The sequence below is a fragment of the Actinoplanes sichuanensis genome, assembly GCF_033097365.1.
Taxonomy (GTDB): Bacteria; Actinomycetota; Actinomycetes; order Mycobacteriales; family Micromonosporaceae; genus Actinoplanes; species Actinoplanes sichuanensis.
Genome location: NZ_AP028461.1, coordinates 6,199,941 through 6,214,024, shown reverse-complemented (window position 1 = coordinate 6,214,024; position 14,084 = coordinate 6,199,941). Strand labels below are relative to the sequence as shown.

The window sequence follows — 14,084 nt, the reverse complement described above, 5'->3', positions numbered from 1 at the left end:
AGGTCATGCCCGTCACTGCCGATGGGAGGCTCATGCGGAAGGCGTACGTCGACGACTCGCTGCTGTCCCGGCGGCGCACCGTCGAGGCCGCCGGGCTCGTCTCCCGTACCCTCGGGCTGATTCTGACCGCCGTCTACATGAGCGGCGTGACCGACCTGGCGCCCGCGGTCCTCAGCTCCGACATGACGACGGCCTGCCGACTCGGCATCGTGCTGATGGTCGCCGCGGACCTGCTCGCCCTGCTGGCGCGGCGGCGGCCGGACGGGTCCCGCTACCAGATCTGGAGCGCGCTGCAGGTGCTGCTCGACACGACCACGATCATCGCGTTCGTGGTCGTCTCGGAACGCGACTTCGAGCAGACCACCTGGCCCCTGCTCGGCCTCAGCATCTCCATCGCGGCGATCCGGCACCAGTTGCTCGGAGCCCTGCTGACCTTCGTGGCCACGTCCGCCGCGTTCATCGTGTTCGTGCCGGACTCACCGGACACCGCGTTCGTGCTCGGCACCAGTGCGATGACCGCGATCATCGCCGGCTCGCAGTCGACCGCCTTCGCCCGGCAGCTCACCGCACTCCAGGAGACCCGGCGGGCCCTGCAGCACCAGGCCACCCACGACGGGCTCACCGGGCTGCCCAACCGGGCGCACCTCGACGAGTACGCGGGCCGGCTCACCGGCGGAGCGCTCGGCGTCCTGCTGCTCGACCTCAACGGATTCAAGCAGGTCAACGATACGTACGGACACGCGGCCGGCGACCGGCTGCTGCACGAGGTGGGGGTCCGGCTCACCGCGGCCGCCGGGCCCGGAGTGACCGCCGGCCGGCTCGGCGGCGACGAGTTCCTGGTCCTGCTACCCGGGGCCGGAGCGGGCGCGGTCGCCGCCACGTGCGAGCGCATCCGCGACGCCGTCCACCGGCCGGCCGACCTCGGCGACGGCATCGTGGTCACGGTCGGCGTCAGCATCGGCGTGGCCCTGCGCCCGGCCGGCGGCGAGGCCGGGCTCGACGCCCTCACCGCCGAAGCCGACGCCGCCATGTACCGGGAGAAGCAGACCCGCCCGGCCGCCTGACATCGATCCATTGCGATACAGCCCGGTGGCGGGTAGCGTGACCGGCACTGCCCGGGGCGGGGCGTTCACCGAACGCCGTTCTCATCCCCCTCAAGAGGCAGACCATGAAGAGAAGACTGGCCACGCTGGCCGCAGTCCTCGTCACCCTCACCGCAGCGGTGCTGACCGTCGTCACCCCCGCCTACGCCGCCACCGGCCTGCACATCAGCGGCCGGAACATCGTCGAGGCCAACGGCAGCAACTTCATCATGCGCGGCATCAACCACATGCACACCTGGTACGCCGGGCAGACCGGCTCGTTCGCCGACATGAAGGCGGCGGGCGCCAACACGGTCCGGGTCGTGCTCAGCGGCGGCCGCTGGACCGCCAACACCGCCGCCGACGTCACCAACGTGATCAACCTGTGCAAGGCGAACCGGCTGATCTGTGTCCTGGAGGACCACGACACCACGGGGTACGGCGAAGACGGTGCCGCCTACACCCTGGACCAGGCCGTCAACTACTGGATCTCGCTCAAGAGCGTGCTCCAGGGCCAGGAGAACTACGTCGTCATCAACATCGGCAACGAGCCGATCGGCAACACCAACCCCGGCCAGTGGACCGCCGCCACCGTCGCCGCCATCCAGAAGATGCGCAGCAACGGCTTCCAGCACCTGCTGATGGTCGACGCCCCCAACTGGGGCCAGGACTGGCAGTACACGATGCGCGACAACGCGCAGACGGTGCTGGACGCCGACACCCAGGACAACACGGTGCTGTCCATCCACATGTACGCCGTGTTCAACACCGCCGCGTCGATCCGCAACTACCTCGACGTGTTCCAGAACAACAACTGGCCGCTCGTGATCGGCGAGTTCGGCTGGCAGTTCGCGTCGGGTGAGGTCGACGACCAGACGCTGATGGCCGAGGCGCAGGCGCGTGGGCTCGGATACCTCGGGTGGTCGTGGGCCGGCAACACCGACCCGATCCTCGACATGACGAACAGCTTCAACGCCGCCTCGCTCACCACCTGGGGCCAGCGGATCGTCAACGGCACCAACGGACTCAAGGCCACCAGTAAGGAGGCCACCATCTTCGGTGGGGTCCAGCCCAGCTCGCCCACCCCGTCGTCGCCGTCGCCGTCCCCGTCGTCACCCTCGCCCTCGCCGTCCACGCCCGGTGGCGCCTGCACCGCCACCTATGCGATCGCCGGCCAGTGGCAGGGCGGATTCCAGGGCGACGTGAAGGTCACCGCGGGCAGCGCGGCGATCAAGGGCTGGACGGTGACCTGGACTTACGCCAACGGCCAGACCGTCAGCAACTCCTGGGGTGCCACCGTGACCAGCAGCGGAAGCACGGTGACGGCCCGGAACGCGGCCTGGAACGGCAGTCTCTCCGCGGGGGCGAGCACCAACTTCGGTTTCCTCGGCTCGTGGACCGGAACCAACAGCGTCCCCACGCTGACCTGCACCGCCGGCTGATCCGTCCGCCCGTTCCACCGGTGCCGCCGGCCCGCATGCGGTCGGCGGCACCCTCTCGGTCTCGCCGGCCCGCACCTGGTCGGCGGCACCCTCGGTCTCGCCGGCCCGCATGTGGTCGGCGGCACCGTCTCGGTCCGCCGGCCCGGCCGGTCGTTCTCCCGGCCGGGCCGGTTGCTTTGGGAGCGCTCCCATGTAGGATGTCAGCAGACGCGCCCGCCCCGGCGCAGATCCCCATCCCCGTCGAGAATCCCCTGCACCCGAAACATCCCGGCCAGGCGCTCGCCACCGCTCCCACGTGGGGTGGAAGCGAGACGAGCCCCTGGCCGGCCCCTCATCCCCACGAAGGCATCGAAGACGCCCGCCACCGCATCAGCCCGGCGGGCGCGCTTCGGCCCGGCACCGTGGCCACCTCGCGGGGTGGTTCGGTGCCGGGCCGTTGCGGTTGTGTGGTCGTGGCCGTACCGGAAAGGTCATGACCAGGAGGAGAGGACCTCCGGGACCGATGCGGTCCGCAGGGCGGCGGGGGTCGCGGCGGGGGTTCGTTGTAAGCGCGGCGCCGGCGCCGGCTGGACTATGCCGCCGACCTCGATGAACGCCTTCCTCGCCTCGTTGTGCGGGTGCAGCGGGGCCTCGGTCAGCGACAGAACGGGACTCACGCAGGCGTCCAGGGGTTCGAAGATCGCGGCCCATTCGTCGCGGGTCTTCTCCAGGAAGCGTTCGGTGAAGCGGCGCCGCAACTCCGGCCAGGCGGCGAAATCGAACTGGCCGGGCAGCGTCGGATCGCCCGCCAGCTCCAGGCCCTTCAGCAGCGCCGCGTAGAACTGCGGCTCCAGCGAACCGACCGCGAGGAAACCACCGTCGGCGGCCCGGTAGGTGTCGTAGAAGGGAGCCCCGCCGTCGAGCAGGTTCCGGCCTCGGGGTGCGGGCCAGCGACCGACCGCGGCCATGCCGTGGATGAAGGTCATCAGCAGCGAGGAGCCGTCCACCATCGCGGCGTCGACCACCTGGCCCCGACCGGACCGGGACCGTTCCACCAGGGCGGCCAGAACACCCACCGCCAGCAGCATGCCGCCACCCGCGAAGTCGCCCAGCAGGTTGATCGGGGCGTGCGGTTTCTCCCCGGCGCGGCCCAGCGGATCCAGGGCGCCGGCGATCGCGATGTAGTCGATGTCGTGGCCGGCCGCGGGGGCCAGCGGGCCGTCCTGACCCCAGCCGGTCATCCGCGCGTAGATCAGAGCCGGGTTCAGCCGCTCGCAGACGTCCGGGCCGAAACCCAGCCGCTCGGCGACACCCGGGCGGAAGCCCTCGACCAGGACGTCGGCCTTCTCGATCAGGCTCAGCAGCTCGGCCACCCCGGCCTCGGACTTCAGATCGATCGTCACGGTACGGCGTCCGCGCTGCATCGGCCCGGGCGGCGGACCGGCCGGTCCGTTACCTCCGGGGCGCTCGACCAGGACCACGTCGGCGCCCAGATCGGCGAGGATCATGCAGCCGAACGGGGCCGGCGCCAGGCCGGACAGTTCGACCACCCGGACACCGGCGAGGGCGGTCATCGGGTGAACCCGATCTCAGAGGACACGGGAGATCAGCTCCTTCATGATCTCGTTGGTGCCGCCGTAGATCTTCTGGACCCGGGCGTCCGCATACATCTTCGCGATCGGGTACTCGGTCGTGTACCCGTAGCCGCCGAAGATCTGCAGGCATCTGTCGACGACCTCGCACTGCCCCTCGGTCAGATAGAGCTTGGCCATCGCGGCGGTCGCCACGTCCAGCTCACCACGGGCATGCCGTTGGATGCAGTCGTCCAGGAAGGCCCGGGAAACGCGGGTGCGGGTGGCCACCTCGGCCAGGACCATCCGGGTGTTCTGGTGGCCGATCAACGGCTTGCCGAAGGCCACCCGCTCCTTGGCGTACGCCGTGGCCAGCTCCACCGCGCGCTGCATGGCCGCGACCGCACCGACCCCGATGACCAGACGCTCCTGGGGCAGCTGCTGCATCATCTGGATGAATCCGGACCCCTCGGTCCCCAAGAGGTTCGCGGCGGGAACCCGGAAGTCGTCGAAGAACAACTCGGCCGTGTCGTTGGCGTGCAGGCCGATCTTCTCGATCTTGCGGCCGCGGCGGAAGCCGGCCGGGTCGCCGGTCAGCTCGCACACCAGCAGCGAGATCCCGTGCGCGCGTGCGGACGTGTCGGTCTTCACCGCGAGGACCAACAGGTCCGCAAGGATTCCGTTGGTGATGAACGTCTTCGAACCGTTCACCACATAGTCGTCGCCGTCGCGGGTCGCCCGGGTGCGGATCGCCTGGACGTCCGAGCCGCCGTCCGGCTCGGTCATGCCGATCGCGCCGACCAGCTCGCCGCTCACCAGGCCCGGTAGCCAGCGACGTTTCTGCTCCGCGGAGCCGTAGTCGTTGATGTACCCGGTGACGATGCCGCTGTGCACGGCGATGCCCAGGCTACCCTCGCCGGCCAGCGTCTGTTCGTGCAACAGCGTGGCCTCGTGGGTGAAGTCGCCGCCCCCGCCGCCGTACTCCTCCGGGATGGAGAGGCCGAGCAGCCCCAGCTCGCCGGCTCGGCGGTAGTGCTCGCGGTCGGGGTGGCCCTGCTGCTCCAGGCGTGCGGCGTGCGGCAGCACCTCCTTGGTGAAGAAGGTGCGGGCGAGCTCGGCCAGGTCGTCGTGTTCCGGCTTGCGCCACGGTTCGACGTAACCGTCCAGTCCAGGGGTCGGCATCGACCCACCATCGAACACTATTGGCGATGTGTCAATAAGGCGCGTATGAATTGCCGCGATTCATCGTTCCGGCCGATGGAAACATAGATGAATCGGGCATCTCGGATTGAGATCGATCGACGTGCCGTAAGGTCGGCCTGGTGAGTGTCGAGGCGATGCGCCGGCGCCGGCTGGAACCGGACGCCCGGCGCGAACAGATCCTGTCGGTGGCGATCCGCCTGTTCGGGGCGAAACCCTACGCCGACGTCTCCACCACGGACGTCGCCCGGGACGCGGGCGTCGCCCGCGGGCTGGTCAACCACTATTTCGGTACGAAAAAGGACCTCTACCTCGAAGTGGTGCGAGTGATGCTCACCGTGCCCGAAGTGGCGCTGGATCAGCTTCCCGAGGGCGAACTTCCCGAACGGGCCGATTCCATCGTCAGCTGGTTCCTGGATGTGGTGTCCCGACACAGCACCTCGTGGCTGGCCGCGACCGGCGCCGGCGGGATGGCCGGTGATGCGGAGGTGAACGCGGTGATCGCCGAGGCGGTCGATGTCGCCGCGGCGGGAGTGCTGCGTGCGGTCGGGATGGGCGACGACCCGTCGCCGGCGTTGCGAGGGATGACCCGGTCGTATGTCGGGCTGGCCATCTGGACCGCGCAGGAGTGGCTGCAACGAGGCGTGCTGACTCGCGAACAGGTGCACGTGCTGCTGTCGACGGCGCTGGTCGCGATGGTGGAACGAGCGTTCCCGCAAGCCGTTTAGACAGACCGGACAGTCCACGACCGGGACGTTCCGGTCCGGCTTTCGAACTAGCCTCCTAGGAAGCCGAAGGCAGTGGGTCGGCCGTCACGACCGCCTTTCCGTCGATGTAGCAGCGCTGCCGTTCGTTGTCCGGCTCGTGGGACGCGCGAGACAGCGGCGACGACCAGCCGGACAGGATCCACCGTTCGGCTCGGACAGTCCCGGCGGCGGTGGAGAGCGCGGTCCAGAGAGGACGGATGGGGTGGTTCTGCGCGACGATGCTTGGCATGTACTCGCGGCGGCGGATCCGGTGGGTGGTCGGTGGTGCTGTCGTCGGGGTGCTGACCCTTGTCGCGGCGTTTCAGCTGCTGTCGCCCGGGGAGCGGGACACCGCCGATCAGATCGGCAGTGTGCTCAGCGCCGCCGCCGGATGGATCGCGTTGTGGGCGGTCGCCGGCACACCGGCGAGGCGAGCCGACACGTCGGAGGATGTGCTGGACCGGCTGGCCGATCTCGTCGGGCGGCAGTGGGAGCGGGAGGCGGTTCGGCGGGGGCTGCGTGGCACCTCGCCGATGCGGATCCGGTGGCGGATCACCGAGCGGCCGGTCGGCGTACCGCCGGATGAGGTGACCGACCTCGGTCCGGCGCGGGTGACCCGGTTGCGTCTCGCGGGGGAGGTCCAGGACCTGGCCGAGACGTGGCGGCGGCTGCCCTTCCGGCGGCTCGTCGTGATCGGACGGCCGGGTGCCGGCAAGACGTCGGCGGCGGTTCTGCTCACCTGCGGGCTGCTGGCCGACCGTCGGCCGGGCGAGCCGGTGGCGGTGCTGCTGGATCTGGCCGGGTGGCGTCCGTCCAGCGAGGAGTTCGAGGCCTGGCTGGGGCGGACCCTGGCCGGGCGGTACGGGTTGCGGGCGGCCGCGCGGGAGGCCGGCCGGCTGGTCGCCGAGCGTGGTGTGATCGCGGTGCTGGACGGTCTGGACGAGATGCGGCCGGAGGACCGGGCGGCCGCGGTGACCGTGCTCAACGAACTGGTCGACCTGCCGCTGGTGGTGATGAGCCGGGCCGAGGAGTACACGGCGACCGTCACGGAGACCGGTGAGCCGCTGCACCGGGCGCTGATCGTCGAGTTGGACCCGTTGAGCCCGCAGCAGGCGGCCGGATATCTGCCGGGCGGGCAGGCCGGGGATGCGGATCGGTGGGCGCCGGTGGCCCGGGAGCTGGTCCGGAATCCGTCCGGTCCGCTGGCGGTGGCGTTGTCGAGTCCGCTGATGACGTATCTGGCGCGGACCGTGTACCGGGTGCCGGGTTCGGATCCGGCTGAGTTGATCGAGTTGGCCGAGGGCGGTGAGCTGGAGCGGAGGTTGTTCGACAGGTATCTGCCGGCGCTGTATCCGGAGCGTGGAGCGGCGCGGTCGCGGTTCGCGGCGGGCAGGGCAGCGGCGTGGCTGCGTTTTCTGGCCCGGCATCTGGATCGGCAGGCGCAGCAGGATTTTGCGTGGTGGCGTATCGGCTGGGTCTCCGGCAAGCCGATTGCTGCCGCGCGGGTGGCGGTGCTGCCCGGGATCGTGGTGCCGTTCCTGCTGTTCTTCGCTCTGACCGGCGAGTTCGGAATCGAGACGTTGCTCTTCGCCGCCGCGATCTTCGGATTCGGGTATTTTCTTCCGGGCGCGAGTGCTCCCGAGGAGCCGCGCCAACTGCGGTTTCAAGCTCGGCGTCTGCGGACGGCCGCGGTCGGCGGGATCCTTTTCGTCGCGCCGATGATGTTCGCCCAGGAGTTGCTGTTCCCGGTCGGGCCGTGGGTTGTGATGGTGCTGTCGGTCGCCTCGGTGGTCGTGGCGTTGTGGGCGACCCGCTCGGTCTGGCGTGAGGTGGCGCTGTGGGGCGTGTGGCTGGGGCGCGGGGGCCGGCCGAGGAACGTGGCGCCGGTGCTGCTGGCGGGGGTTCAGGGGCCGGCGATGGCTTTTCTGGCAGGGCTGGCGCTGTGCCTGGTGCTCGGTCTGTGGAATGACCCCGAGGCGCGGGATCCACTCGGACCGGCGTTGTTCATCGCTGTGACGATGTCGGTCGGCCTGGGTGTGCCACTGGGTCTGGTGTTCGGCCTGGCCTCGGCGTTCATCCGGCCGGCGCCCGTGGACGAGTTGTGGGATCCGGAGCGGACGCTGCGTGGTGACCGCGCGGCGTTGCTGGTGCCGCCGCTGCTCATCGGTGCGGTGGCGATGGTCGGCGTGGGGGCCGGCGGGTCGGCGGAGATGTGGGATCTGGGTCCGGCGCCGTTCTGGTACGTCGTCCGGGCCGGCCTGATCGCCGGGGCGCTCGGATGGTTCGTGGCGATCGCGCTGGGCTCGTCGGCGTTGTCGGCCTGGCTCACGTACACGGTGGTGCGGTTGTGGTTCGCGGCTCGGGGGTGGCTGCCGTGGCGGCTCATGCCGTTTCTGGCGGATGCGGCTCGGCGTGGGGTGTTGCGGCGTAACGGGGCGGTCTACCAGTTCCGGCATGAGCGGTTGCGGGGCCATCTGGCTGAGGCAGGCGGTGTGCGGCGCCTGGAGTGACACCGGGACCGGCGCCGCACACCTGGCTCAGTGGTTGCCGCCGGTCGGGCCGAAGGCGGTGAAGAAGCGGTCGCGGAAGGTGTTCATCGGCCAGACCGGGGCGTCGGTCGCGGGCTTGAGGCTGGGGGTCCAGTTCCAGCTCGCGATGCGGTCGAGGACGGCCGGGTCCTTGGCGACGATCGTGATCGGTACGTCGTGGCTGGCGTTGTCGCCGGTGACGACGCTGGACGGCTGGTGGTCGCCGAGGAAGACCAGGACCAGGTTGTCGTTGCCGTATTTCTCGACCCAGGAGATCAGGGTGGTGAGGGTGTAGCGGATCGACCGGCCGTACTCGCGGCGGACCTTGGCGGCGCTGGTCCAGATGTCGGCCTTCTGGGCGCCGTCGGCGGCGATCGCGTTGTAGACCGAGCCGTCGCCGACCTGGTCCCAGTCCATGAACGTGGGGATCGGGGCCCACGGGGTGTGGCTGGAGATCAGCGGCATTTCGATCATCAGTGGTTTGCGGCCGGGTCGGTTGTATTCGACCTCGTTGAACTGCTTGAGGGTGTACTGGTCGGGCATCTGTGACCAGCTGAACCTGGGGCCCTGGTAGGAGAGGTTGCGGGAGTCCCAGATCCGGTTGTAGCCGTAGAACTTGCCTTCGGGGAAGGCGCGGGTGGCGCCGGGCATGACGCTGACGGTGTCCCAGCCGGCCTTCTGCATGGCGCTGGGGATGGTCAGTCGGTCACTGGCGGTGAGGTTGCGGTAGCGGGACTGGTTGTTGATCCACAGTCCGGACAGCAGCGTGGAGTGGGCGAGCCAGCTGTTGCCGCCGTAGGTCGCGGAGGTCAGCCAGCCGCTGCGGTAGGCGAATCCGGCTGCCTTGAGTTGGGCGTCGCCGTCTTCGAGGACGGCCGTGGTGCCGGCGGCGAGGCTGGGTGATTCGACGGCGTTGCGGCCGTAGCTCTCGACGAAGGTGAACATGACGTCCTTGCCGCGCAGGGCGGTGAGGATCTGGTCGGCCGGGACGTTCTTGTACGGGTCGGTCTTGATCTCGTCGGCGAAGGCGGCCTCGTTGGCGATGCCCTCCTTGGCCTGCCAGGCGCGGTCCCAGGCGTAGGTGACCGAGGTGCGGGCGGCGACCGGGACGGCCGGGATGAGCTGGACGCCGAGGGCCAGGGACAGCATCCAGGCGGAGGCGATGCCGGCGGCGGCCAGCGCGGATCGGCGGCGGTGTTCGGTGATCAGGGCGGCCAGTCGGAGTACGGCCCAGACCATCAGGGCGATCACGGCGGCGCCGAGTGTGATCGCGCCGATCGCGGCGCCCCAGGCTCCGGCGGCGCCGTAGGAGTCGCGGATGAAGTTGAAGGTGTCGTCGAACAGTTCCCAGTCGAGGATGACGTCGAACGGGCGGGCCAGGGTGTTGAACCAGCCCATGTCGAGGCTCTTCTGGATGAGCAGCCAGCCGAGGCCGGCGCCGAGGATCGAGCCGACGACCAGGCGGGGGCGGCGGGGGAGCGCGATCATCAGAAGGATGCCGAACGCGGCTTCGATCGGGATGCGGGCGAAGTTGCCGAGGGTGAGGCGGCGTAGGACGTTCGGGTAGAGCAGTGCGGCGAAGACCAGGGCGCCGGCCAGGATGTTCAGTCCGTGGAACATCGCTCGGGAGCGCAGGATCCGTCGTACTCGGCCCGGGGTTTTCTCGACCGGTTCGGCGGTGACGGCCGCAGGGACCTCATCGTCGGCCTTCTTGTCCGCCGACTTTTCGGAAATATCCGAATTGGAAGAGGTGTCTGCGCTGACCGGGTCCGAAGGGGCTGCCGGGTCCGAAGCCGGATCAGAAGGGGTCGCCGGGTCCGAGGCCGGGTCCGACGGGGCCGAAGGGGTCGCCGAGTCGGAGGCGATTTCCGCCTCGGAAGGGGTTTCCGCGAGGTTCTCCGAAGGGTCGGCGGCCGGTGTGGTGTCGACCGGTTTCTCGGACGGGTTCTCCGAGTCGGGGTTCTGGGGCGGGTCGGCGAGGTCTGTCGGCTGCACGTCATGGGACACGCATGTCGGCGCGGGATGGTTCAGGGGTGGGTTGGAAACATTGGGTGTCCAGGGTCTCAGCCTCTTGCCAATTTCCTATAGGGACGATAGGAAAAGTAGTATGAGCCGTACCCGATCCGCCGTCGCCGCCACAGCTCTCGCCCTAGTCGTCCTCACCGCCTGTTCGTCCGGGAGGTCCGGGAAGACGGAGGCCGGTGCCGAGGCCGGCCGGCCGGTCAGCGGCGGATCGCTGACCTGGGCCGTCGAGACCGAGCCGATCACCTTCAACCCGCATCAGTACGCCCAGGCCAAGGCCCGTCTGCTGGTCTGGAACACGTTCGAGGCCCTGCTCACCCACGACGGTCAGGGCGGCTACCTGCCGTGGCTGTCCACCGGCCACGAGGTGTCGGCCGACGGGAAGACCTACACGTTCAAGCTGCGTACCGACGTGACCTTCACCGACGGGACGAGATTCGACGCCGAGGCCGTGAAGGCGAACATCGACCAGTTCCGCGTCGACGGGTACAACCCGACCGTCCTGGCCGTGCAGCTACGCAACCTGGACCAGGTCGAGGTGGTCGACCCGGCCACCGTCGCCTTCCACCTCAAGCAGCCCGACGTGCTGCTGCTCGACTTCCTCTCCTCACCGCAGGGCGCGCAGGTGTCGCCGAAGTCGCTCAAGGAGGCGAAGAACCTCAAGGCCGGCGGTCCCGAGCTGGCCGGTACCGGACCGTTCCTGCTGGACCACTACACCGCCGGGCAGGAGGTCGTGTTCACCAGGAACCCGGCCTACGACTGGGCGCCGGCCAACGCCGGGCACAGCGGGGCGGCCTACCTCGACCGGATCACCTACCGGTTCCTGAAGGAGTCGTCGGTGCGGGTCGGGGCGCTCACCTCCGGCCAGGTGCAGATCGTCGAGGGTGTCCCGGCCACCGACGAGGGCCTGATCACCGCGAACCCGCAGCTGTCGCTGTCGCGGGGGCTCAACTCCGGGTCGGCGTACTCGTACTACTTCAACACCACGCACGCCCCGTTCGACGACCTCAAGGTGCGGCAGGCGTTCCGCGAGGCGGTCGACGTCGACGCGGTGCTCACCGGCGTCTACCGGGGCAGCGCCACCCGGGCGTGGAGCGTGATCGGTCCGACCAGCCCGTTCTATGACAAGTCGCTGGAGAAGACCTACGGCGGCGATGCCGCGAAAGCCAACCGGCTTCTCGACGAGGCGGGCTGGACGACGCGGGACGCCGACGGCTTCCGGACCAAGGACGGCAAACGGCTGACGGTACGGCTGGTGCAGTCGGCGCCGTTCGTCCGGGATCGCCGCGACGTGCTGGCCCAGGCCGTGCAGGCGCAGGTCAAGCAGAGCGCCGGCATCGATCTGAACGTGGCCGTGGTCGACCAGGGCACCGCCACCCAGGCGCTCGCCGACGGGCAGTACGAGGTGTTCGACAACTCCCGGGCCGACACCGACGCCGGGGCGGCCCTCAACCTGCTGCTGCACTCGGCCGGCGCGATCAACCGGACCGGTTTCCAGGACCCGGTGCTGGACAGGCTGCTCGAAGGCGGGCAGGCCGGCGCCGACCAGGCCCAGCGGCTGACCGCGTACCGGCAGGTGCAGAAGCTGACCATCACCGATCAGGCGCTGATCCTGCCGCTGTACGCCCCGGCCGACCAGGTCGCCGCCGACACGAGAGTCGGCGGGCTGGGCTTCGAGCCGACCGCCGGTGTGCCGGGCAGTGCCTACGACCTCTGGCTCAGCCGGTGACCAGGGTGATCGCCCGGCGGATCGTCTCCGGCGTCGTCGTGCTGTGGGCGGCGGCCACCGCGGCGTACCTCGCGCTGCTGGCCGCCCCGGGCGACATCGTCGACAGCCTGATCGGTGACGGTGCCGACACCCCGCAGATCCGGGCCCAGATCATCGCCGAGTGGCACCTCGATCGGCCCGCCGTCGTGCAGTACCTGGACTATCTGTGGCGGGCCGTCCAGGGTGACCTGGGCCGCTCCTACCTGCTGCAGCGGCCGGTCGGCGAGGTGATCGGCGACCAGATCCCGCCCACCTTGAAACTGGCCGTGGCGGCGGCCGTCTTCGGGGTGGTGCTGGCCCTGATCCTGGCCGTCACCACCAGGCACCGGTGGGTGCGGCGGGCCAGCTCCACGGTCGAGTTGATCATCGTGTCCACTCCGCCCTTCCTGATCGGGATCGTGCTGCTCAGCGTGTTCTCGTTCCGGTTCGGGCTGTTCCCGGTCTCCGGCGACCGGGGCTGGGCGGCGCTGGTGCTGCCGGCCGTCACGCTCGGCCTGCCGATCGCCGGGGTGCTGGCCCAGGTGCTGCGCGACGGGCTGGACCGGGCCCTGGACGAGCCGTTCGCGGTCACCGCTCGGGCCCGTGGCCTGCGGGAACGAGCGGTCCTGGTCCGGCATGCGCTGCGTCACGCGCTGATCCCGGCGGTCACCCTGCTCGGCTGGCTCACCGGTGTCCTGCTCGGCGGCGCGGTGATCATCGAGCAGGTCTTCGGGCGGCCCGGGCTCGGCCAGGTCACCCTGCAGGCCGTCGGTAACGGTGACATGCCCGTCGTGTTGGCCGTCGTCGTGTCGGCCGCTGCCGCCTTCGTCGTGATCAACACGGCGGCCGATCTCGCGTACCTGATCATCGATCCGCGGTTGCGAAGGAGCTGACCAGTGACGCTCGCCCTGTCCCGGCCGGTGGTGCGCCGGCTCACCCTGCGACGGCCCCGGCCCGGTCTCGCCGCCGCCGGGCTCGTCCTCACGCTGGCGTTGGCCGCGGTGCTGTGGCCGTCGCTGTTCGCCGGTGACCCGCTGGCCGCCGACCCGCTGCGGGTGCTGGAGGCGCCGTCGGTGGCGCACTGGTTCGGCACCGACCAGCTCGGCCGGGACGTGTTCGATCGGGTGGTGCACGGCGCCCGGCACTCGCTGAGCATCGGTGTCGCGGCCACCGTCATCGCGGTCGGCGCGGGCATCCTGCTCGGGTTGATCGCCGGGCTCGCCCACCGGGTCGCCGACGAGGCGCTCAGCCGCGGGTTCGACGCGCTCGCCGCGTTCCCGCTGGTTCTGCTGGCGCTGCTGTTCATCGCGATCGCGGGTACCGGCACGACCAGTCTGATCGTGGCCATCGGTATCGCCACCACACCGCACTACGCCCGGGTGGTGCGGGCCCAGACGCTCGTGGTGCGGCAGGCGCCGTACGTCACGCACGCCGTCGCCTTCGGACAGTCGCGGCTGCGGCTGGCGCTGCGGCACGTGCTGCCCAACGTGCTCGGCCCGATCCCGGTGCTGGCGATGATCGGGCTCGGCGAGGCGGTCCTGATCGCGGCCGGTCTCAGTTTCCTCGGGCTCGGTCCGCAGCCGCCGTCGCCGGAGTGGGGCGCGATGCTCTCCGAGGGCCGCGGTTACCTACACATCGCCTGGTGGGCGTCGGTGCTGCCGGGAGCGGCGGTCACCGCCACCGTCATCTCTCTCACCGTGATCGGTCGGTATTTCCAGAACCGGTTCGAAGGGCGACCGGCGTGATCGAGTGCACCGCCGCGAAGCA

The 14,084-nt window shown here is 70.1% G+C and carries 10 protein-coding genes; 7 read left to right on the top strand and 3 right to left on the bottom strand.

Annotated elements, in window-relative coordinates; genetic code table 11:
- Window positions 1–32: 32 nt before the first annotated feature.
- Window positions 33–1,064, top strand: a complete 1,032-nt coding sequence (locus Q0Z83_RS28625; RefSeq protein WP_317786322.1) for a GGDEF domain-containing protein — start codon at window positions 33–35, stop codon at window positions 1,062–1,064.
- A 104-nt stretch (window positions 1,065–1,168) separates the two neighbouring features.
- Window positions 1,169–2,524, top strand: a complete 1,356-nt coding sequence (locus Q0Z83_RS28620; protein ID WP_317786321.1) for a cellulase family glycosylhydrolase — start codon at window positions 1,169–1,171, stop codon at window positions 2,522–2,524.
- 470 nt (window positions 2,525–2,994) lie between these two features.
- Here the strand turns inward: Q0Z83_RS28620 and Q0Z83_RS28615 are convergent, their stop codons facing one another.
- The gene (locus Q0Z83_RS28615) at window positions 2,995–4,077 is read right to left on the bottom strand and encodes a CaiB/BaiF CoA transferase family protein (protein WP_317786320.1); all 1,083 of its coding nucleotides are present in this window, start codon (window positions 4,075–4,077) and stop codon (window positions 2,995–2,997) included.
- A 15-nt stretch (window positions 4,078–4,092) separates the two neighbouring features.
- On the bottom strand, window positions 4,093–5,256 hold the full coding sequence (locus tag Q0Z83_RS28610) for an acyl-CoA dehydrogenase family protein (protein ID WP_317786319.1): 1,164 nt from the start codon (window positions 5,254–5,256) through the stop codon (window positions 4,093–4,095).
- A 140-nt stretch (window positions 5,257–5,396) separates the two neighbouring features.
- On the opposite strand from Q0Z83_RS28610, the gene Q0Z83_RS28605 reads away from it, so the two are divergent.
- Window positions 5,397–6,002 (top strand): TetR/AcrR family transcriptional regulator, encoded by a 606-nt coding sequence (locus tag Q0Z83_RS28605; RefSeq protein ID WP_317786318.1) that lies wholly within the window; start codon window positions 5,397–5,399, stop codon window positions 6,000–6,002.
- Window positions 6,003–6,268: 266 nt separating this feature from the next.
- Window positions 6,269–8,530, top strand: coding sequence for a hypothetical protein (locus Q0Z83_RS28600; protein ID WP_317786317.1), 2,262 nt, complete (start codon window positions 6,269–6,271; stop codon window positions 8,528–8,530).
- 27 nt (window positions 8,531–8,557) lie between these two features.
- Here the strand turns inward: Q0Z83_RS28600 and Q0Z83_RS28595 are convergent, their stop codons facing one another.
- On the bottom strand, window positions 8,558–10,168 hold the full coding sequence (locus Q0Z83_RS28595) for a sulfatase-like hydrolase/transferase (protein WP_317786316.1): 1,611 nt from the start codon (window positions 10,166–10,168) through the stop codon (window positions 8,558–8,560).
- A gap of 487 nt (window positions 10,169–10,655) precedes the next feature.
- Between Q0Z83_RS28595 and Q0Z83_RS28590 the strand changes: the two genes are divergently transcribed.
- The 3 genes from Q0Z83_RS28590 to Q0Z83_RS28580 are packed head-to-tail and all read left to right on the top strand — an operon-like array spanning window position 10,656 to window position 14,062.
- On the top strand, window positions 10,656–12,299 hold the full coding sequence (locus tag Q0Z83_RS28590) for an ABC transporter substrate-binding protein (protein WP_317786315.1): 1,644 nt from the start codon (window positions 10,656–10,658) through the stop codon (window positions 12,297–12,299).
- Window positions 12,296–13,210 carry an ABC transporter permease gene (locus Q0Z83_RS28585; RefSeq protein ID WP_317786314.1) on the top strand — a complete coding sequence of 305 codons (915 nt, stop codon included), beginning with the start codon at window positions 12,296–12,298 and terminating at the stop codon, window positions 13,208–13,210. The genes Q0Z83_RS28590 and Q0Z83_RS28585 overlap by 4 nt, the downstream gene beginning before the upstream one ends.
- Window positions 13,211–13,213: 3 nt before the next feature.
- Window positions 13,214–14,062, top strand: coding sequence for an ABC transporter permease (locus Q0Z83_RS28580; protein ID WP_317786313.1), 849 nt, complete (start codon window positions 13,214–13,216; stop codon window positions 14,060–14,062).
- Window positions 14,063–14,084: the final 22 nt, after the last annotated feature.